The 17,709-nt window shown below is 68.9% G+C and carries 19 protein-coding genes; 5 read left to right on the forward strand and 14 right to left on the reverse strand.

The window, feature by feature from the left end:
• The first annotated feature begins 32 nt into the window (after nt 1-32).
• Nucleotides 33-599 carry a class I SAM-dependent methyltransferase gene (locus tag HPO96_RS26650; RefSeq protein WP_171677078.1) on the forward strand — a complete coding sequence of 189 codons (567 nt, stop codon included), beginning with the start codon at nt 33-35 and terminating at the stop codon, nt 597-599.
• A gap of 214 nt (nt 600-813) precedes the next feature.
• Here the strand turns inward: HPO96_RS26650 and serA are convergent, their stop codons facing one another.
• From serA to ilvD, 6 genes are all read right to left on the reverse strand, one after another.
• Nucleotides 814-2,412, reverse strand: coding sequence for a phosphoglycerate dehydrogenase (serA, locus tag HPO96_RS26655; RefSeq protein ID WP_171677079.1), 1,599 nt, complete (start codon nt 2,410-2,412; stop codon nt 814-816).
• Nucleotides 2,413-2,493: 81 nt separating this feature from the next.
• Nucleotides 2,494-3,678, reverse strand: a complete 1,185-nt coding sequence (locus HPO96_RS26660) for a trypsin-like peptidase domain-containing protein (protein ID WP_171677080.1) — start codon at nt 3,676-3,678, stop codon at nt 2,494-2,496.
• A 142-nt stretch (nt 3,679-3,820) separates the two neighbouring features.
• Nucleotides 3,821-4,840 carry a ketol-acid reductoisomerase gene (gene ilvC / locus HPO96_RS26665; RefSeq protein WP_171677326.1) on the reverse strand — a complete coding sequence of 340 codons (1,020 nt, stop codon included), beginning with the start codon at nt 4,838-4,840 and terminating at the stop codon, nt 3,821-3,823.
• A gap of 62 nt (nt 4,841-4,902) precedes the next feature.
• Nucleotides 4,903-5,526, reverse strand: a complete 624-nt coding sequence (gene ilvN, locus HPO96_RS26670) for an acetolactate synthase small subunit (protein WP_171677081.1) — start codon at nt 5,524-5,526, stop codon at nt 4,903-4,905.
• Between the two features lie 76 nt (nt 5,527-5,602).
• Nucleotides 5,603-7,351, reverse strand: coding sequence for an acetolactate synthase large subunit (locus HPO96_RS26675; RefSeq protein WP_171677082.1), 1,749 nt, complete (start codon nt 7,349-7,351; stop codon nt 5,603-5,605).
• A gap of 221 nt (nt 7,352-7,572) precedes the next feature.
• The gene (ilvD, locus tag HPO96_RS26680) at nt 7,573-9,240 is read right to left on the reverse strand and encodes a dihydroxy-acid dehydratase (protein ID WP_171677083.1); all 1,668 of its coding nucleotides are present in this window, start codon (nt 9,238-9,240) and stop codon (nt 7,573-7,575) included.
• A gap of 54 nt (nt 9,241-9,294) precedes the next feature.
• Between ilvD and HPO96_RS26685 the strand changes: the two genes are divergently transcribed.
• The gene (locus HPO96_RS26685) at nt 9,295-10,038 is read left to right on the forward strand and encodes a class I SAM-dependent DNA methyltransferase (protein ID WP_337796822.1); all 744 of its coding nucleotides are present in this window, start codon (nt 9,295-9,297) and stop codon (nt 10,036-10,038) included.
• Here the strand turns inward: HPO96_RS26685 and HPO96_RS26690 are convergent.
• Nucleotides 10,035-11,024 (reverse strand): hypothetical protein, encoded by a 990-nt coding sequence (locus HPO96_RS26690; protein ID WP_171677085.1) that lies wholly within the window; start codon nt 11,022-11,024, stop codon nt 10,035-10,037. The genes HPO96_RS26685 and HPO96_RS26690 overlap by 4 nt on opposite strands.
• Nucleotides 11,025-11,129: 105 nt before the next feature.
• Here HPO96_RS26690 and HPO96_RS26695 point away from each other — a divergent pair, with 105 nt between their 5' ends.
• Entirely contained in the window at nt 11,130-11,447 is a 318-nt protein-coding gene (locus tag HPO96_RS26695; protein ID WP_171677086.1) for a hypothetical protein, read from the forward strand.
• On the opposite strand, the gene HPO96_RS26700 is transcribed toward HPO96_RS26695, so the two are convergent.
• The gene (locus HPO96_RS26700) at nt 11,429-12,181 is read right to left on the reverse strand and encodes a MerR family transcriptional regulator (RefSeq protein ID WP_171677087.1); all 753 of its coding nucleotides are present in this window, start codon (nt 12,179-12,181) and stop codon (nt 11,429-11,431) included. The genes HPO96_RS26695 and HPO96_RS26700 overlap by 19 nt on opposite strands.
• Before the next feature lie 79 nt (nt 12,182-12,260).
• On the opposite strand from HPO96_RS26700, the gene HPO96_RS26705 reads away from it, so the two are divergent.
• Entirely contained in the window at nt 12,261-12,677 is a 417-nt protein-coding gene (locus HPO96_RS26705; RefSeq protein WP_171677088.1) for an ester cyclase, read from the forward strand.
• Nucleotides 12,678-12,683: 6 nt separating this feature from the next.
• On the opposite strand, the gene HPO96_RS26710 is transcribed toward HPO96_RS26705, so the two are convergent.
• From HPO96_RS26710 to HPO96_RS26720, 3 genes are read right to left on the reverse strand one after another with little or no spacing between them, the layout of a single operon-like run.
• Nucleotides 12,684-12,950 (reverse strand): MoaD/ThiS family protein, encoded by a 267-nt coding sequence (locus tag HPO96_RS26710; protein ID WP_171677089.1) that lies wholly within the window; start codon nt 12,948-12,950, stop codon nt 12,684-12,686.
• Between the two features lie 30 nt (nt 12,951-12,980).
• Nucleotides 12,981-14,060 (reverse strand): WD40/YVTN/BNR-like repeat-containing protein, encoded by a 1,080-nt coding sequence (locus HPO96_RS26715; protein WP_171677090.1) that lies wholly within the window; start codon nt 14,058-14,060, stop codon nt 12,981-12,983.
• A gap of 13 nt (nt 14,061-14,073) precedes the next feature.
• A complete protein-coding gene (locus HPO96_RS26720) occupies nt 14,074-14,994 on the reverse strand; it encodes a 2-hydroxyacid dehydrogenase (protein ID WP_171677091.1) in 921 nt (306 codons plus the stop codon).
• A 150-nt stretch (nt 14,995-15,144) separates the two neighbouring features.
• Between HPO96_RS26720 and HPO96_RS26725 the strand changes: the two genes are divergently transcribed.
• Nucleotides 15,145-16,428, forward strand: coding sequence for an SAM-dependent methyltransferase (locus HPO96_RS26725; RefSeq protein WP_171677092.1), 1,284 nt, complete (start codon nt 15,145-15,147; stop codon nt 16,426-16,428).
• 10 nt (nt 16,429-16,438) lie between these two features.
• On the opposite strand, the gene HPO96_RS26730 is transcribed toward HPO96_RS26725, so the two are convergent.
• From HPO96_RS26730 to HPO96_RS26740, 3 genes are all read right to left on the reverse strand, one after another.
• On the reverse strand, nt 16,439-16,885 hold the full coding sequence (locus tag HPO96_RS26730; RefSeq protein ID WP_171677093.1) for a hypothetical protein: 447 nt from the start codon (nt 16,883-16,885) through the stop codon (nt 16,439-16,441).
• Between the two features lie 35 nt (nt 16,886-16,920).
• Complete coding sequence (locus tag HPO96_RS26735) at nt 16,921-17,190, reverse strand: hypothetical protein (protein ID WP_171677094.1); 270 nt, start codon at nt 17,188-17,190, stop codon at nt 16,921-16,923.
• Between the two features lie 249 nt (nt 17,191-17,439).
• Entirely contained in the window at nt 17,440-17,610 is a 171-nt protein-coding gene (locus tag HPO96_RS26740) for a ubiquitin family protein (RefSeq protein WP_171677095.1), read from the reverse strand.
• Nucleotides 17,611-17,709 lie beyond the last annotated feature (99 nt).

Genomic DNA, 17,709 nt, shown 5'->3' on the forward strand with positions numbered 1-17,709 from the left:
GGACTGGACCGCGGCTGTGCAACTCTCAACCGGTGAGCGCTCCTCCAGAACTGCCGCCGCTGGTTTCCGCGGCCCTCAGCCTCTCCGGACGCCGGGGATTCGTCAGCTCCACCCGCAACGAGACGGGCCGGCTGCTGGCCACCCTGGCCGCGTCCAAGACCGGCCTGCTCGGTGAGCTCGGCACCGGCTGCGGCGTCGGCTCGGCCTGGTTGCGCAGCGGCGCCAACGAAGGCACCAAGATCGTCACCGCCGAGAGCGACCCGCAGCTGGCCCAGGCAGTGGCCGAGCTGTTCGCCGACGACGAGCGGATCGAGGTCGTCTCCGCCGACTGGACGGCGCTGATCGAGCGCGGCCCCTTCCAGCTCCTGTTCGTCGACGCCCGCGAGGCCAAACTCTCCGCCCGCGACGTGATCGCCGACGTCGTCGAACCCGGCGGCTTCGTCGTCCTCGACGACTTCACCCCCTCCGCCGTCTGGCCCCCCATGTACGAAGGCCGCGTCGACACCCTCCGCCAGGAATGGCTGATGGACCCCCGCTTCACCACCGTCGAGGTCATGGTCGCCCCCGACGCCGCCGTCCTCCTGGCCACCCGCCGCTAGCCGTACCGACGGACGGGTGGTGGTCCCGTCACGGGCCACTGCCCAGGCGGGAGTCGGCCATCGAAACCGGTCGGTCGGGCCACCTCTACCCGTTGATCGGTACGCGCGACGCCGGACATGGGTCGGGCCCGGACACTTGGGTCCGGGCCCTGGCCAGCCACCATGCGCCTGCGGGTGGCTGGCTACCTGTTAGTTAAACAGCCGGGAGGTCTAGTCAGGCGTCCAGGTCCACAGTGCGGGCGGTGTCGGCCTGGACGACGGAGGCGATGTCGTCGAGGAGGGCGGGGGCTACGGCGGAGTCGACGGAGAGGGCGACCAGGGCCTTGCCGCCCTTGCGGTCGCGGCTGACCTGCATGCCGGCGATGTTGACGTCGGCGTCGCCGAGGATGCGGCCGATCTGGCCGACGATACCGGGGCGGTCCTCGTAGGTGAAGAAGGCCAGGTGGGCGGCCAGCTCGACCTCGACGTCGAAGCCGTCGACCTCGACCAGGCGCTCCGACTGGCGGACGCCGACCAGCGTGCCGCTGACCGAGACCTGGGCGCCGTCGGCGAGGGTGCCGCGCAGGGTGATCAGGTTGCGGTGCTCGGGGCTCTCGTGGTCGGTGATGAGCCGGACCTCGAGACCCCGCTCGGCGGCCAGCAGCGGCGCGTTGACGTAGGAGACGTTGTCCTCGACCACGTCGGCGAAGACGCCCTTGAGCGCGGCGAGCTCCAGCACCTTGACGTCGTACTGGGTGATCTCGCCGCGGACCTCGACGTCGAGCTGCTGCGCGACGCCGCCGGCCAGCGCGGTGAAGATCCGGCCGAGCTTCTCGGTCAGCGCGATCCCCGGCCGGACGTCCTCGGCGATCACGCCGCCCTGGACGTTGACGGCGTCCGGGACGAGCTCACCCGACAGCGCCAGCCGGACCGACTTCGCGACGGCGATACCGGCCTTCTCCTGGGCCTCGTCGGTGGAGGCGCCGAGGTGCGGCGTGGCGACGACGTTCTCGAACTCGAACAGCGGCGAGTCGGTGCACGGCTCCTTGGCGAAGACGTCCAGGCCGGCGGCCGCGACGCGGCCCTCCTTGAGCGCCGAGTACAGCGCGGTCTCGTCGACGATGCCGCCGCGGGCGGCGTTCACGATGATGACCTCGGGCTTGACCTTGTGCAGCTGCTCGTCGCCGATCAGGCCGATCGTCTCCGGCGTCTTCGGCAGGTGGACCGAGATGAAGTCCGACGCGGCGAGCAGCTCGTCGAGCGACGCCAGCCGGACGCCCATCTGCGCGGCGCGGCCGGCCTGTACGTACGGGTCGTAGGCGATCACGTTCATGCCGAAGGCGGCCAGCCGCTGCGCGACCAGGACGCCGATCTTGCCCAGGCCGACGATGCCGACGGTCTTCTCGAACAACTCGACGCCGGAATACTTGCTGCGCTTCCACTCGCCGTTCTTCAGCGACTGGTCGGCGGCCGGCACCCGGCGGGCGGCGGCCAGCAGCAGCGCGACCGCGAGCTCGGCGGCGCTGACGATGTTGGAGGTCGGCGCGTTCACGACCATCACGCCGGCCTGGGTGGCGGCCTTCACGTCGACGTTGTCCAGGCCGACCCCGGCGCGGGCGACGACCTTCAGCTTCTTCGCCGCGGCCAGCGCCTCGGCGTCCACCTTGGTGGCGCTGCGGATCAGGATCGCGTCGACGTCGGCGATCGCCTCGAGCAGCTGCCCGCGGTCGGCGCCGTTGGTGTTCCGGATCTCGAAATCGGGTCCGAGGGCCTCGACAGTGGCCGGGCTCAGCTCTTCGGCGATCAGGACGACGGGACGAGTCACATCAGTCATGGGAGAAATCTCCTGCGAAAGCGGTAGGGGCTCGTAAAAGGTTCAGAGCACCGCGCTGTGCCCGCCGAAAGTCATCGTACCTCAGGTCGATTCACAGGGACGCGGGTCGGTCATGGGGCGGGACTGGTCGATCAGGAGGGTCCGGCCGGACCACACCAGTTTGTATCTGGTGTCGAGGCGGTTACAGGTCTGGCCGCCGGACTGGTGGGCCGTCGAGGCGAACAGCGCGAGGAACGACATCCGCACGTTGACGCTGTTGTCGGCGTTCTGGGTGATCTCGGTGAGCACCGGGTTGAAGAAGTACGTCGTCTGGTGGCTGCGCCGGTCCTGCTCCACGCTGAGCGCACCCGCGAGCCGTGGCGAGTAGACGGCGCGGACGGCCTGGAAATCGTGCCGGTTCTGCAGCGTCAGGTAGTTGGCCAGCGTCTTCTGCGCCTGGGTCGCGAGCTGGGTGGGCGCGACCTGCAGTTTCGGCGTGACCGCGCTCGCCGGGCCGCGGGACTCGTCACACCGGCCGCCGAGGTCGGCGACGCCGTCCGTCTGGGCGACGTACCCCTTCAGCTCCGCGGCCGGGACGATGCGGGCGGCCGCGACGTTCTCGCCGACGACCATGCCGACCAGCTCACCCGAGCGACTGACCACCGGGCCGCCGAGCTTGCCGAGGTTCATCACCTCGCTCAGCGGGCGCGGACGGCGTACCGACTCGACGGTCTGGACAGTCAGCTCACCGGACTGCGTGTAGCCGATCAGCGCCCGCGCCGCCTGCGGATCCGGCGTACCGGTAGCCAGGGGCAACGTTCGCGCGCTCGGCGCGCCAATCACCTGCAGCAACGCGATGCCGTTCCCGGCACGCAGCACGTTGGCACGCCGGACCAGGCCGTCGGAGGTGATCACCGCAACACCCTTGGCCTCCTGTACGGCGATGGCTGCGGTCAGAACGAGCCCATCACCCACAATGCTGCCGGTGCCCTCGCCAGTACCGCTGCAGGTCGTTGCGAGCACTCGCACCACACTCGGCTTCGCTGCGGCCAGCGCCTCGGCAGTGTCGATCGACAGCCGGTCCTGCCGGACGAACCAGCCAGTGGCCGCGCCACCGGCGACAACCAGCAGCAGGACGACGAAACCGGCCAGAAAGCGACCGAAGAGCCAGGGCCCACGCTGCGGCGCCGGAGTACGCGGCCGGCTCGGCTGCAGCTGTGTCAGCGGAGGCGCACCCGCGGGAACCCGCCGGGGCGGTCGCGGCGGCGCCGGCCTGCCGTGGTGCACCACCGAATGACCCTCCTCGCTGAACGAACCACGCTGCGTCCCGATTCTGCCAGGTCGGACGGGCACCGCACGGCCTTTCCGGGACACGGCAAAGGCCCGGTCCATCCACCTGAATGGTCCGGGCCTTCGGCGTACGGCTCTATCAGCGGGCGGCAGTGCCTTCGACGTAGTCCTCGTCGTGCGACTTGACCCACGCCATCAGCGCGCGCAGCTCCTTGCCGGTGGCCTCGATCGGGTGCGACTCGCTGGCCTTGCGGAACTCGGCGAACTCCGGCGCGCCGGCGTCCTGGTCGGCGATGAAGCGGTTGGCGAAGGTGCCGTCGACGATGTCGTTCAGCACGTCCTTCATCCGGGCCTTGACCGACGCGTCGATGACGCGCGGGCCGGAGACGTAGTCGCCGTACTCGGCGGTGTCGGAGACCGACCAGCGCTGCTTGGCGATGCCGCCCTCGTACATCAGGTCGACGATCAGCTTCAGCTCGTGCAGGCACTCGAAGTACGCGACCTCGGGCTGGTAGCCCGCCTCGGTCAGCGTCTCGAACCCGGCCTGGACGAGCGCGGACACGCCACCGCAGAGGACGGCCTGCTCACCGAACAGGTCGGTCTCGGTCTCCTCGGTGAAGGTGGTCTTGATCCCGCCGGCCCGCAGGCCGCCAATGCCCTTGGCGTAGGACAGCGCGAGGTCCCAGGCCTTGCCGGAGGCGTCCTGCTCGACCGCGACCAGCACCGGGACGCCGCGGCCCTCGGTGTACTCGCGGCGGACCAGGTGGCCCGGGCCCTTCGGGGCGACCATGAACACGTCGACACCGGCCGGGGGCTTGATGTAGCCGAACCGGATGTTGAAGCCGTGCCCGAAGACGAGCGCGTCGCCGTCGGCCAGGTTGGGCTCGATCGCCTCGGCGTACAGCTTGCGCTGCGCCGGGTCCGGGGCGAGGACGACGATGACGTTGGCCTCTTCGACGGCCTCGGCCGGGGTGACGACCCGCAGGCCCTCGGCCTCCGCCTTGGCGCGGCTCTTCGAACCCTCGAGCAGGCCGACGCGGACGTCGACGCCGGAGTCGCGCAGCGACAGGGCGTGGGCGTGGCCCTGGGAACCGTAGCCGAGGACGGCCACGCTCTTACCCTGGATCACCGACAGGTCGGCGTTGTCGTCGTAGAACATTTCTGCTGCCACTTGGAGCTTTCTCCTCTATTGATGGGTACGGCGCTCAGCCACGCGGGCTGTTATCTGGCCGCGGTACGGCCCGGCGGCGGCGCCGGCACCGGGTGGTGACGTTCTGCTGGGGGCTGCGCCTGCACTGCCGGGGTCCCCGACTGGACGTGCGGCGGCGGCACCGGGACCGGCCGCAGCGTGCGGTCGGAGATGGAGCGGCTGCCCCGTCCGATCGCCACCATGCCGGACTGCACCAGCTCGCGGACGCCGAAGGGTTCCAGCACCCGGAGCATGGCCTCGAGTTTCTCGGGATTGCCGGTCGCCTCGATCGTGATCGCGTCCGGTGCCACGTCCACCACCTTCGCACGGAACAGCTGGACGGTCTCCAGCACCTGCCCCCTGGTCAGGGTGTCGGCCTTCACCTTCACCAGCAGCAGTTCGCGCTGAACCGTCTGCGTGGGCTCCAGTTCGACGATCTTGATCACGTTCACCAGCTTGTTCAGCTGTTTGGTGATCTGCTCCAAAGGCTGCTCGTCCACGCTGACCGCGATGGTCATCCGGGACACCTCCGGGTGCTCGGTCGGACCGACCGCGAGTGAATCGATGTTGAACCCGCGCCGCGAGATCAACGCGGCCACGCGGGCCAGCACACCGTGCTTGTTCTCGACCAGAATGCTCAGCGTGTGTTTCGACATCATCGTCCTCGCTTCGCTGCGGGCGCCGATGTCGCTCGGACGCTGTGCTGGATTGTGCCTTCGCTTCGCTCAGTCACTAGAGCTCCTCGCCGTCCCACTTGGGCGCCATGTCGCGGGCGATCTGGATCTCGTCGTTGCTGACGCCGGCCGCGACCATCGGCCAGACCATCGCGTCGCGGTGCACGACGAAGTCGACCACGACCGGCTGGTCGGTGACCGACATCGCCTTGTCGATCGTCGCGTCGACCGAGGCCTTGTCCGAGCAGCGCAGTCCGACGCAGCCCATCGCCTCGGCCAGCTTGGCGAAGTCCGGGATCCGGGTCGAGTGCAGGTCGGTGTTGGAGTACCGCTTGTCGTAGAACAGCGTCTGCCACTGGCGGACCATGCCCAGCGACTGGTTGTTGATCACGGCAACCTTGATCGGGATGCCCTCCAGCGCGCAGGTGACCAGCTCCTGGTTGGTCATCTGGAAGCAGCCGTCGCCGTCGATCGCCCAGACGGTCTTGTCGGGCATCGCCGTCTTGGCGCCCATCGCGGCCGGCACCGAGTACCCCATCGTGCCGAGGCCGCCGGAGTTCAGCCAGTGCCGCGGCTTCTCGAACGGCAGGAAGTGCGCGGACCACATCTGGTGCTGGCCGACGCCCGCGGTGTAGATCGCGTCCGGGCCGGCGATCTGGCCGATCCGCTGGATCACGTGCTGCGGGGACAGCGTGCCGTCCTCGGGCTCGTCGAAACCGAGCGGGTACTTGGCCCGGACCGCCTCCAGCTGGTGCCGCCAGGTCTCGTACGACGGCGTCCGGCCGCTGTTCGCGATCTCCGTCCGCAGCGCGGCGATCAGATCGGTGATGACCTCCTTGCAGTCGCCAACGATCGGGACGTCGGCGGCCCGGTTCTTGCCGATCTCGGCCGGGTCGATATCGGCGTGGATGACTTTCGCCTCGGGGGCGAACGAGTCCAGCTTGCCGGTCACCCGGTCGTCGAACCGCGCGCCGAGCGTGATCAGCAGGTCGGAGCGCTGCAGGGCGCCGACCGCGGAGACCGAGCCGTGCATCCCCGGCATCCCGAAGTGCAGCTCGTGGGTGTCGGGCAGCGCGCCGCGGGCCATCAGCGTGGTGACGACCGGGATCCCGAGCAGCTCGGCGAGCTCCTTGAGCTCCTGCTCGGCCTCGGCGCGGATGACGCCGCCGCCGACGTACAGCACCGGCTTCTCGGCGGCCGTGATCAGCCGCGCCGCCTCGCGCACCTGCTTGGGATGCGGGCGGGTGACCGGGCGATACCCGGGCAGCGACAGCTCGGTCGGCCACTGGAAGTCGACCTTGGCCTGCATCGCGTCCTTGGTCACGTCGACCAGTACCGGGCCGGGCCGGCCGGTGCTCGCGATGTGGAACGCCTCCGCGATCGTGCTGGCGATGTCGTTCGGGTCGTTGACCAGGAAGTTGTGCTTGGTGATCGGCATCGTGATGCCGCGGATGTCGGCCTCCTGGAAGGCGTCCGTCCCGATCGCGGCGCTGGCCACCTGGCCGGTGATCGCGACCAGCGGCACCGAGTCCATGTAGGCGTCCGCGATCGGCGTCACCAGGTTGGTCGCGCCCGGGCCCGAGGTCGCCATACAGACGCCCACCTTGCCGGACGCCGCGGCGTACCCCTGAGCGGCGTGGCCGGCGCCCTGCTCGTGACGTACCAGGATGTGGCGGATCTGGGTCGAGTCGAGCATCGGGTCGTACGCCGGGAGGATCGCGCCGCCCGGGATGCCGAAGACGGTGTCTACGCCGGCATGTTCCAGTGCGCGGATCAGAGCCTGTGCCCCGGTCAGCTGCTCACTCATGAGTGCCTTCCCTATGTCCTGTCACGAAAAGTACTTGCCCGTCCAACAAAAAACCCCTTCGGCCGCGGTGGCTGAAGGGGCGCGCTCGACTCGGTGGTCGCGTCAGTCGGCGCGCCGCACAAGTACGAGGAGAATCGATCGCATGTAGGCATTATTGGCCTGCGGCCTGTCATCGGGTCAAGTTCGAGCGGCTGCCGTCTCATTTTTTGAGATGTCCGTCTTTAGATGCAGACGGCGCCTTCGGAGGCCGAGCGGACCAGCCGGGTGTACTTGCCCAGCACGCCCTTGGTGATCGCGGGCCGTTTCGGCGTCCACCCGGTTTTGCGCCGTTCGATTTCCTCGGGGTCCACGTGGAGTTCGAGGGTGCGGTTCGCGACGTCCAGGGTGATCCGGTCGCCGTCGCGGACGAACGCGATCGGGCCGCCGTCCACCGCCTCGGGCGCGACATGGCCGACGCAGAGGCCGGTCGTCCCGCCGGAGAACCGGCCGTCGGTGAGCAGCAGCACGTCCTTGCCGAGGCCGGCGCCCTTGATCGCGCCGGTGACCGCGAGCATCTCGCGCATCCCCGGGCCGCCCTTCGGGCCCTCGTAGCGGATCACGACGACGTCACCGGGGTTCAGGTCCGCGACGGCGTCCATCGCGGCCCGCTCGCCGTCGAAGACTCGCGCGGTGCCCTCGAAGACGTCGGAGTCGAAACCGGCGCTCTTCACCACCGCGCCCTCCGGGGCGAGGCTGCCGTGCAGGATCGTGATGCCGCCGGTCGGGTGGATCGGCTGGTCCAGGGCGCGGATGATCGCGCCGTCGACATCCGGCGGGGCGATCGCGGCCAGGTTCTCGGCCATGGTCTTCCCGGTGACGGTCAGGCAGTCGCCGTGCAGCAGACCGGCGTCCAGAAGCGCGCGCATGATGACGGGGATGCCGCCGACGCGGTCGACGTCCGTCATCACGTACCGGCCGAACGGCTTCAGGTCGCCCAGGTGCGGGACCTTGGCGCCGACCCGGTTGAAGTCGGCCAGCGTCAGGTCGACCTCGGCCTCGCGGGCGATCGCGAGCAGGTGCAGGACGGCGTTCGTCGAGCCGCCGAGCGCCATCACGACGGCGATCGCGTTCTCAAAAGCCTCCTTGGTCAGGATCTGCCGAGCGGTGATGCCCTGCTGCAGCAGACCGACGACCGCTTCGCCGGATTTGCGCGCGTACCCGTCGCGGCGGCGGTCCACCGCGGGCGGCGCGGCCGAGCCGGGCAGCGACATCCCGAGCGCCTCGGCGGACGCCGCCATCGTGTTGGCCGTGTACATGCCGCCGCAGGCGCCCTCACCCGGGCAGATCGCGCGCTCGACGGCGTCCACCTCCTCGCGGGTGATCAGGCCGCGGACGCACGCGCCGACGGCCTCGAAGGCGTCGATGATCGTGACGTCCTTGTCGCCGAGGCGGCCGGGCATGATCGAGCCCGCGTACAGGAAGACGCTCGCGAGGTCGAGGCGCGCGGCGGCCATCAGCATCCCGGGCAGCGACTTGTCGCAGCCGGCCAGCAGGACCGAGCCGTCGAGCCGCTCGGCCTCCATCACGGTCTCGACCGAGTCGGCGATGATCTCCCGGCTGACGAGCGAGTAGTGCATGCCGACGTGGCCCATCGAGATGCCGTCGGAGACGCTGATAGTGCCGAACTCGAGCGGGTAGCCGCCGGCCGCGTGCACCCCTTCCTTGACCGCCTTCGCGAGCCGGTCCAGCGACAGGTTGCACGGGGTGATCTCGTTCCAGCTCGACGCGACGCCGACCTGCGGTTTCCCCCAGTCGTCGTCACCCATCCCGACCGCTCTGAGCATCCCGCGGCTGGCAGTGGCTTCGAGCCCGTCGGTGACCGTCCGGCTGCGGGGCTTCACGTCGACCATGGGCTCACTGTAATCACGTTGCCCTCGGGTAAGGCGATGCTTACCGTGACGGACGTGGATCCCTACGGTGACGAAGACCTGGTCGAGCTTTACGACGTGGACAACGCGGACGGCGACGATCACGCCTACTACCGGGCCCTCGCGGACTCGCTGGGTGCGCGCAAGATCATCGACCTCGGCTGCGGCACCGGCCTGCTCACCCACACCTTGGCTCGTCCCGGCCGCTCCGTCACCGGCATCGATCCGAGCCGCACGATGCTCGGCTACGCCCGGCGTACCCCGTCATCCATCACCTGGATCGAAGGCGACCACACGGCGCTGCCGGCCACCGCGGACGCCGACCTGGTTGTGGCCACGGGCAACGTTCTGATGCATCTCGCGGATTTGCCCCCGGTCTTCACCGCGATCGCCGCCGCCCTCCGGCCCGGCGGAGTCTTCGCCTTCGAGTCCCGGACGCCGATGTCCCGCGCCTGGATCCACTGGACGCGTGAGTCGACGTACAGCGAACGCGAGACGCCGTTCGGGCATTTGGTGGAGTGGCTGGAACTGATCTCGGCCCCGCCGCAGTCGGATTTCTCGATCTCCGACGAGGAGATCGTGGTGGTGTTCGACGCCCACAACGTCTTCCCCAGCGGGGAGGACCGGGTGTTCCGGAACACGCTCTACTTCCGCTCGTACCCGCTTGTGTCAGCTGCGTTGCGGGACGCCGGGCTCGACGTCCGGGCCGACCGGAACTGGAGCGGCGAGACCTTCACCGAGGATGCGCGGCTGATGGTGGTGCGGGCGACCCGCGGTTAGCTCATGTGCCGGCTGACGGTCTCGGCGAAGCCGGTGACGCCGCCGACGTACCCCCACGGGACGCTCTCGATCCGGCCGGTGGTGAGGACGGCGTGCTCCAGCGCCTCGTCCTTCGCGGTCGCCCACTTGAGCGCGAACGCGAGCGCGCCGTGCGCGGAGATGTCCGCCGGGTCCGGCGTCCGGTCTGCGACCCACCACTTGTCCCGGACGGCGAGCAGCTCCGCGCGCCGGCCGGTCACCTCCTGGACGTAGCGCCGCATCCGCTGCACCCGCGGCGACTCCTGATCGGAAGCGACCTCGAGCCACAGCTCGTTGAACGCGTGCGCCGCGATCGTGCACAGCACGCTCCCCGGCCGCGCCCGCCCGAGCACCGCCTGCCCGAACTCGACCAGATCGGTCAGCTCCAGCCCCGACCACTTCGGCGCGAGCACCTGCACCCGCCCGGTGTGCGCCGCGTAACTGGTCGGATTCCGGACGAGGGCGGCGTGGAAGATCTCGGCCTTGTCGGGCAGCGACGCCCCGAGCCCGAGCGCTGCCCACTGCAGCACCTCCCACGGCACCGCGTCGTCCGCGTTCGCCACAATCGCCCGCTGCAACACGTCGGCCGCCGTCCGCAGAATGCTGTGGAACGTCAAGATCCGCTGCTCCGACACCTCCGCCGCAGGCGCCGCCGTCCGCACACTCCAGGCCTCGAACACCAGCGTCTGCCCGAGCCACAGCAACAGATCCGGATCACTCGGATAGGACTCCAGCCGCAACTCCAGTTGCTCACTCCGCCCAACCGCCGCCTTCGCGAGCCCAGTGGCCCGAATCGACCGCAAGTTCGTATTGGCCGGCGTCACCCGCAGCAACCCGAGCCCCGGCGTCAGATCCCCCCGCCGCACCGCCGCCCACGCCGCATCGAGCTCAGCATCCACCCAAGCCTGATCCAGCCGCACCCCGGCCACATCAACCCCAGGCGCCCGCTTCCACGAGAAGATCCCCATTTCCGGATCGTAAGAGTTTCAACGTCCCGACGGACCACGTTTGCATGTTGTTGCAATAGCCGCCGGCTCTTCCGCTGCTGACCTGGCCGCGCGGATACTGCGGTTATGTGGGCGGTGGTAGGGGTGTGGGACATCGACGACGAGCTCATCGAGGGGCTGCGTGACCAGCTGACTGCGATGGCGTCGGGCAAGCTGGCACTGCCTGGTTTCGTGCACGGGACGTGGACGCGCGACGGGCACATGATTCAGGTGTACGCCGACGAGGCCTCAGCCCGCGGCTACCACCAGGACATGCTGGATCGGGAGCTGGTCGACCGGCCCGGCATCCGCAACCTGGTCTGGGATGTCGCCGAAGTCGGCGCGGAGTCCGATGCATCCGGCTGGACCGACCGCGACGGCGTCCATCACCCGCCGCCGGCCTGACTGCGGTGTTTGAGCAGGCGAAGGGCTTGGCGGATGGCGGCTGCTTGCGCTGGGGTGAGGTCTTCGAAGTAGGTGACGGAGGCGGCGTCGGCGTGCTGCTCGGGGAGGTGTGCCGCTAGGCCGTCGGGGAGCAGGGCAGCTAGGGCAATGGCTGCGCTGGCGACCTGTGGGTCGTCTGGGCGCAGGTGGGCCAGGGCGTCGAGGAGTGCGTACAGCTCGCTGGTGCCGGTTCGCATGTCGTCCAGAACCGTCATTAGCGCCGAACGCTGGTCTGCCGGGACGACTGTCTCCAGATAGAGCAGGTGCTCGCGGTCTCGGACGGCGCTCGGTGAGTCAGTCGGCGTACTGAGCCCGGCGAGCAGACTGGTCAGCTCTGGTGACACCGGGCCCTCGCTGGGCAGACCGCCGGCGCGCGCCTGGGCCAGCAGCCCTGCAAGCCGCGCTCGCCGTTCGCGCAGCGCAGCCTCTTGCCGGGCCAGGTCGTCGTCCAGCTCCGCCAGTACGTCGGCCAGCGCGCGCCCGGCGTCGTCCGCGACGATCCGCCGTACTTCGTCGAGAGCCAACCCCAGCTCGGTCAGCCGCCGGACCCGGGCGAGCAGCACCGCATCCGCCAACCCGTACTCGCGGTACCCGTTCGCCCGTCGTACCGGCTCCGGGAGCAGCCCCAGCTGGTGGTAATGCCGGATCGCGCGCGTGGTGATGCCGACCAGGGTCGCAAGCTCACCGATGCGCATGTACCCAGTGAAAACCATGACGCTGCGACAACGTCAAGAGGCTTGACCTTGTCGCGACGTCAACGTTTCCACTGGCTGCATGGACACCACCGTGCAACAGAACATCGACCTGCTCCGCACCGCCTTCGCCCACGTCCAGGCCCACGACCTCGACGCCGCCCAAGCACTACTCACCGACGAATTCATCGCCAACCAGCCCGGCGCCACCGAACCCCAACGCAGCCGCGAACTCTGGGCCGCCAACACCGCCGCCATGCTCAAAGCCTTCCCCGACCTCACCATCACCATCCACGACATCTTCGGCGCCGCCGACAAAGTAGCCGTCCGCACCACCTGCACCGCCACCCACCAAGGCCCCTTCGCCCACCTCGCCCCCACCCACCGCCCAGTCCACTACACCAGCCTCGAGCTCTACCGCTTCGAAAACTCCCGCATAGCCGAAGAATGGGTAGCCCCCGACCTGACCACCCTCTTCAACCAACTAACGGCCGACTAGCTTGGTTCAGCCGCCGGCGACGCTGGGGAGGATCAGGAGGGTTGCGTCGGGTGGGACGGGGGTGTCCAGGCCGGCGAGGTCGCGGAGGTTGTCGTCGCCGAGGTAGATGTTCACGTGGCGGCGGATGGCGCCTTGCTCGTCGGTGAGCCGGCGGCGCAACGGGGGCTCCAGCGCGGCGACGACCTCGCGCGCCGTCGCGACCGGCGCGACCTCGACCTGTTCGGCTCCGCCCGCGAACGGACGGAGCACGGTCGGCAGCCGGACGACGATCATGGGCGCACCTCCGCGACACTGCCCTTCATGTCAGATCACCGCCGCGCGGACGGTGAGGATGTCGGGCAGGTGGCTGGCGACCTCGACCCAGGTATCGCCGGCGTCGGCGCTCGCGTAGACGCAGCCGTCGCGCGTCCCGACGTAGACGCCGGCCGGGTCGGCCGTGTCGGTGCTCAGGGCATCCCGCAGGACGGGGACATAGGAGACCTCGGGCAGGCCGTTGCTGAGCGGCTCCCAGGTCGCGCCGGCGTCCCGCGAGCGGTAGACGCGACAACTGGAGCCGGGCGGCATCCGGTTGCCGTCGGCAATCAACGGGAAGACGTACACGGTGTCGGGCTCATGCGGGTGGACGGCGATCGGGAAGCCGAAGTCGGACGGGAGGCCGTCCGCGATCGACTTCCAGATCGCGCCGCCGTCGTCCGAGCGGTAGACGCCGTGGTGGTTCTGCGCGAACATCCGCTCCGGTACGGCGGGATGCGCGGCCAGCTTGTGCACACACTGACCGAACTCCGGATCCGGGTCGGGCAGGAAGTACGCCTTGATGCCGTGGTTCGCCGGCGACCACGACGCGCCGCCGTCCGTCGTCTGGTAGACGCCGCCGGTCGACATGGCGACACTCAGCCGCGCCGGATCACTCGGATGCGGCAGCACGGTGTGCACGGCCTGACCGCCGAACCCCGCTCCCCACTGCTCACGATGCGGGTGATCCCACAAGCCGCGGACGAGCTCGAAGGTCACACCGCCATCGGTCGACTTCCACAACGCGGAGGGCTGACTGCCGGCGTACACGACGCCGGGCTCGACGCCGGGCTGGATCTGCCAGACCCGCTCCAGCGACGCATCCGTCCCGGCCGGGAAGCCGATCGACCCCTCCGGCGGCTCCGCCCACGTCTGCCCGAGGTCGTCGGAGTGGAAGACCGCGGGCCCCCAGTGCTCACTGGTGCCGCCGACGAAGAGCCGCGGCTGCGCACCGCGGGTGTCGATGCCCACGGCGTACACGCCTTGCATCTCGAACGCGGGCCCGCTCAAGCTCCACTCCCGGCGCGCGGCATCGCTGCGGCCGATCCAGAGCCCGTTCTTCGTCCCGATCAGCAGTACGGCCTCGGACATCGTCGTCCTCCTCCTAGCGTGGTGGCCCCGCCACCACATTGATGAGTGCTTCGTCGCTCTGGTACCGCTCCAGCTGCGCGCGCACCAGCCGGGCAACCCGCGGCTCGAAAGCCGTCGAGGCGCCGCCGCGATGCGGGTTGATCAGCACATTCGGAGCAGACCACAGCGGATGACCAGTGGGCAACGGCTCGGGCTCGGTCACGTCGAGCGCGGCGGCGATCCGGCCGGTGGCCAGCTCGGCGACCAGCGCGTCGGTGTCGACGATCACGCCGCGGGCGACGTTCACCAGGAGGGCGCCGTCCTTGAGCTGAGCGAGGAATTTTGCGTCGACCATCCCGCGGGTCTCGTCGGTGGCCGGCGTCAGCAGGACGACGACATCCGCACGCGGCAGCAGCTCGGGCAGCTCGCCGATCGGGTGGACGCCGTCTCGCGGACGGCGCGCCACGCGCAGCACCTCACACTCGAACCCGGCCAGCCGCCGTTCCAGCGCCTCCCCGATCGAGCCGTAGCCGACGATCAGGACTGTGCGGTCGGCGAGCGACTCGTCCATCTCCAGGTAGTCGACGGGCCAGTGGCCGGCCTCCTGATTGCGGACGGCGCGCGGGATCCGCCGGTACGACGCCAGGATCAGCCCGACCGTCAGCTCCGCCGTCGACGCGTCGTGCACCCCGCGGGCGTTGCAGAGGCTCACGCCGTCGGGCAGCACCGGCAGCACGCCCTCGAACCCGGCCGTCTGCAACTGCACGACCTCCAGCGCGGGCATCGCCGCGAACACGGCCGGAAAATCCGTCGCCACCATGTACGGCGGCACGAAGAACTCGACCTCGTCGAGCCCCGCGCTCCCGTCGGCGGGGACCGTCTTCACCCCGACCGGCAACCCACCGAGGACCCGCTCCGGATCCGCCCACGGCAACCACGCCATCACATCACGCATGCCCCAGAACCTACTCCGCCGCACGGACAGTTTCCTGGCACAGCACCCTTCGACCGGCTTTGAAACGTTTCCGCCGTGACCCTATGTCACGTAACGCTATGACACCGAGGCCCGGCTCACCGGGCTCTACGAGAAGGCGGTGACGCGCAGATGACGACGCTCGCTCAGATATCCATTGCCGGCGCCCTCACGACGCTGGCCCCGAACGGCCTCCCGTTCCGCTTCACGGCGTACGACGGCAGCGCCACCGGCCCGGACGACGCAGCGATCCACCTGCACCTCGCGACCGAGCGCGGCCTGTCCTACATCCTCACCGCCCCCGGCGACCTGGGCCTCGTCCGCGCGTACGTCATGGGCGATCTCGAGATCACCGGCGTCCACCCCGCCAACCCGTACGAGCTGATGCGGATGCTCCTCACCGAGCTGCACTTCGAGCGCCCCTCCCCCGCCGAAGCGCTCCGCATCGTCCGTGGCCTCGGCTGGTCCCACCTCAAGCCCCCGCCCCCGCCACCCCAGGAGCAGCTCCCCCGCTGGCGCCGCATCTTCGAGGGCCTCCTGCACTCCCGCGGCCGCGACAAAACCGCCATCCAGCACCACTACGACGTCAAGAACCAGTTCTACTCGTACATCCTCGGCCCGTCGATGACCTACACCTGCGCCGTCTTCCCCACCCCGGACACGACGCTGGAACAAGCGCAGTACGAGAAGTACGACCTGATCGCCCGCAAACTCGACCTCAAACCCGGTATGCGCCTACTCGACATCGGCTGCGGCTGGGGCGGCATGCTCCGGCACGCGGCCCGCGAGTACGGCGTCCACGCTCTCGGCGTCACCCTCGCCGCTGAACAGGCCGAATGGGCCGCGGAGGCCATCAAGCGCGAGAACCTGGAACACCTCTGCGAAGTCCGCCACCTCGACTACCGCGACGTCCCCGAACGCGATTTCGACGCCATCAGCTCCATGGGCATGACCGAACACATCGGCGTCCGCAGCTACCCCGCCTACTTCGCCTTCCACCTCGACCACCTCCGCCCCGGCGGCCGCCTCCTCAACCACTGGATCACCCGCCCCGACAACCGCCCCCGCGCCACCGGCCCCTTCATCGACCGCTACATCTTCCCCGACGGCGAACTAACCGGCTCCGGCCACCTGATCACCCAAGCCGAAAACGCCGGCTTCGAGATCCGCCACACCGAAAACCTCCGCGAGCACTACGCCCTAACCCTCACCCACTGGTCCCAAAACCTCCAAACCCACTGGGACAAAGCAGTAGCCGAAGTAGGCCCCGCCACCGCCAAAATCTGGGCCCTCTACCTAGCCGCCGGCCGAGTCTCCTTCGACCGCAACACCACCCAACTCCACCAACTCCTAGCCGTAAAACTGGACCCCCAAGCCAACGCCCACTTCCCCCTCCGCCCCACCTGGGCAAGCTGACAACCGCAACTCAGACCGGCGCGGAACAGAACGTCACTTTCGGACCATCGACCGACGCCACCACCCCAACTTCGAAGCCGCGCTCCGGAAACTCTTCTCGCAGCGCCGCCCGCCAACAACGCGCGATCACCTCAGCAACGAACCGCAACGCGTCCATATCCGCTCGAGTCTCATTTGATCCAACAATTTCCCAGACCCGCAGTTGATTCAAGGTCGATTCGATACGGCGAACATCGCCATTCAACTCAGCACGCCAGGCCGCAAAGTTCTCACCATCGTAGGAACGCTCCCACAGCACGCACCCCTCCACCTGAAGGAAGCGCGGAGAAAGCACCGCCGCGAACGCGACCAAAGCTGCCAACCCGACCTGATCCTTGAGATAATCGACGTAGTCGAGTGGACCGTCCCAGCCGCTCACCCATGACTGAATCTCTGGATAGTCTTCCGGGTCGTACACCGAACCTCCCACGCAGCGACCGCAGGCTCTCCCCGTCAGTCCGAATATATGTAGGCCTCGCCAGCCACCCGATCCAGCACCTCCGGATCCACCACCGGCTCCAAAAGTTCGGTGAGGCGCCTACGCGCGAACGCCACCCGACGGAAGACATCCCGATCGGCGACATACCCCACCAGGACGGCCGGATCACCCCCGAAGCTCACTCGAGAAAGTATCCGATCCAACGAAACGACATACTCCTCAAGGTCCCCGAAAACGCTCAGTAGATCCTCAAGCGGAACCTCGACACTCGTTCTCTCACTCATCCAACCACCTCCGTCAATGCCACCGAATGCCTTCAGGCGCCCTTGCTCTCCTTACTGGTACCGAATCGCGCGAACAACTGGCCGTCGTCGCAGGGGACTCCGAGCCGAACTCAGTTTCGGAACCACCGGTGCGAACGGGCTTCCAGGCCTACTTGGCCCGGAAGAGGTACTTGCCGATCAGTTTGCCGGCTACCCCGCCAACCCACGGATCGACCTTCGCCAGGCGGCGCGCATCGCCGCGGTAAGTGTTCACGTGGCGGGCGGATGGCGCCCTGTTCGTCGCTGGAGCCGCCGGCGCAACGCCGGCTTCAGCGCGGCCACCACCTCGCGTACCGGCGCGATCTCGACCTCCTCGGCTCCACCCCCGAACGGACGAAGCACGGTCCGCAACCGAACGACAACAGTTGACGTCAGCGTCATCCATGATCCCGGCAATCTCCCGCATCGTCCGCTCGAAGGCCTCAGGCAGCCTGGGCCAGCCTGCCCCTCGCGAATCCACGACAAGGCGAATCGAGATCG

Origin of the sequence: Kribbella sandramycini, assembly GCF_013131805.1 — a bacterium.
In the GTDB taxonomy this organism is placed as follows: domain Bacteria; phylum Actinomycetota; class Actinomycetes; order Propionibacteriales; family Kribbellaceae; genus Kribbella; species Kribbella sandramycini.

Coding starts and splice junctions, on each gene's coding strand:
- HPO96_RS26735 (WP_171677094.1), bottom strand. CDS start 17,190: ATGAGTGAGAGAACGAGTGTCGAGGTTCCGCTTGAGGATCTACTGAGC.
- HPO96_RS26695 (WP_171677086.1), top strand. CDS start 11,130: ATGTGGGCGGTGGTAGGGGTGTGGGACATCGACGACGAGCTCATCGAG.
- HPO96_RS26700 (WP_171677087.1), bottom strand. CDS start 12,181: ATGCGCATCGGTGAGCTTGCGACCCTGGTCGGCATCACCACGCGCGCG.
- HPO96_RS26710 (WP_171677089.1), bottom strand. CDS start 12,950: ATGATCGTCGTCCGGCTGCCGACCGTGCTCCGTCCGTTCGCGGGCGGA.
- HPO96_RS26690 (WP_171677085.1), bottom strand. CDS start 11,024: ATGGGGATCTTCTCGTGGAAGCGGGCGCCTGGGGTTGATGTGGCCGGG.
- ilvD (WP_171677083.1), bottom strand. CDS start 9,240: ATGGTCGACGTGAAGCCCCGCAGCCGGACGGTCACCGACGGGCTCGAA.
- HPO96_RS26725 (WP_171677092.1), top strand. CDS start 15,145: ATGACGACGCTCGCTCAGATATCCATTGCCGGCGCCCTCACGACGCTG.
- ilvC (WP_171677326.1), bottom strand. CDS start 4,840: ATGTTCTACGACGACAACGCCGACCTGTCGGTGATCCAGGGTAAGAGC.
- HPO96_RS26720 (WP_171677091.1), bottom strand. CDS start 14,994: ATGCGTGATGTGATGGCGTGGTTGCCGTGGGCGGATCCGGAGCGGGTC.
- ilvN (WP_171677081.1), bottom strand. CDS start 5,526: ATGTCGAAACACACGCTGAGCATTCTGGTCGAGAACAAGCACGGTGTG.
- HPO96_RS26740 (WP_171677095.1), bottom strand. CDS start 17,610: ATGACGCTGACGTCAACTGTTGTCGTTCGGTTGCGGACCGTGCTTCGT.
- HPO96_RS26675 (WP_171677082.1), bottom strand. CDS start 7,351: ATGAGTGAGCAGCTGACCGGGGCACAGGCTCTGATCCGCGCACTGGAA.
- serA (WP_171677079.1), bottom strand. CDS start 2,412: ATGACTGATGTGACTCGTCCCGTCGTCCTGATCGCCGAAGAGCTGAGC.
- HPO96_RS26705 (WP_171677088.1), top strand. CDS start 12,261: ATGGACACCACCGTGCAACAGAACATCGACCTGCTCCGCACCGCCTTC.
- HPO96_RS26715 (WP_171677090.1), bottom strand. CDS start 14,060: ATGTCCGAGGCCGTACTGCTGATCGGGACGAAGAACGGGCTCTGGATC.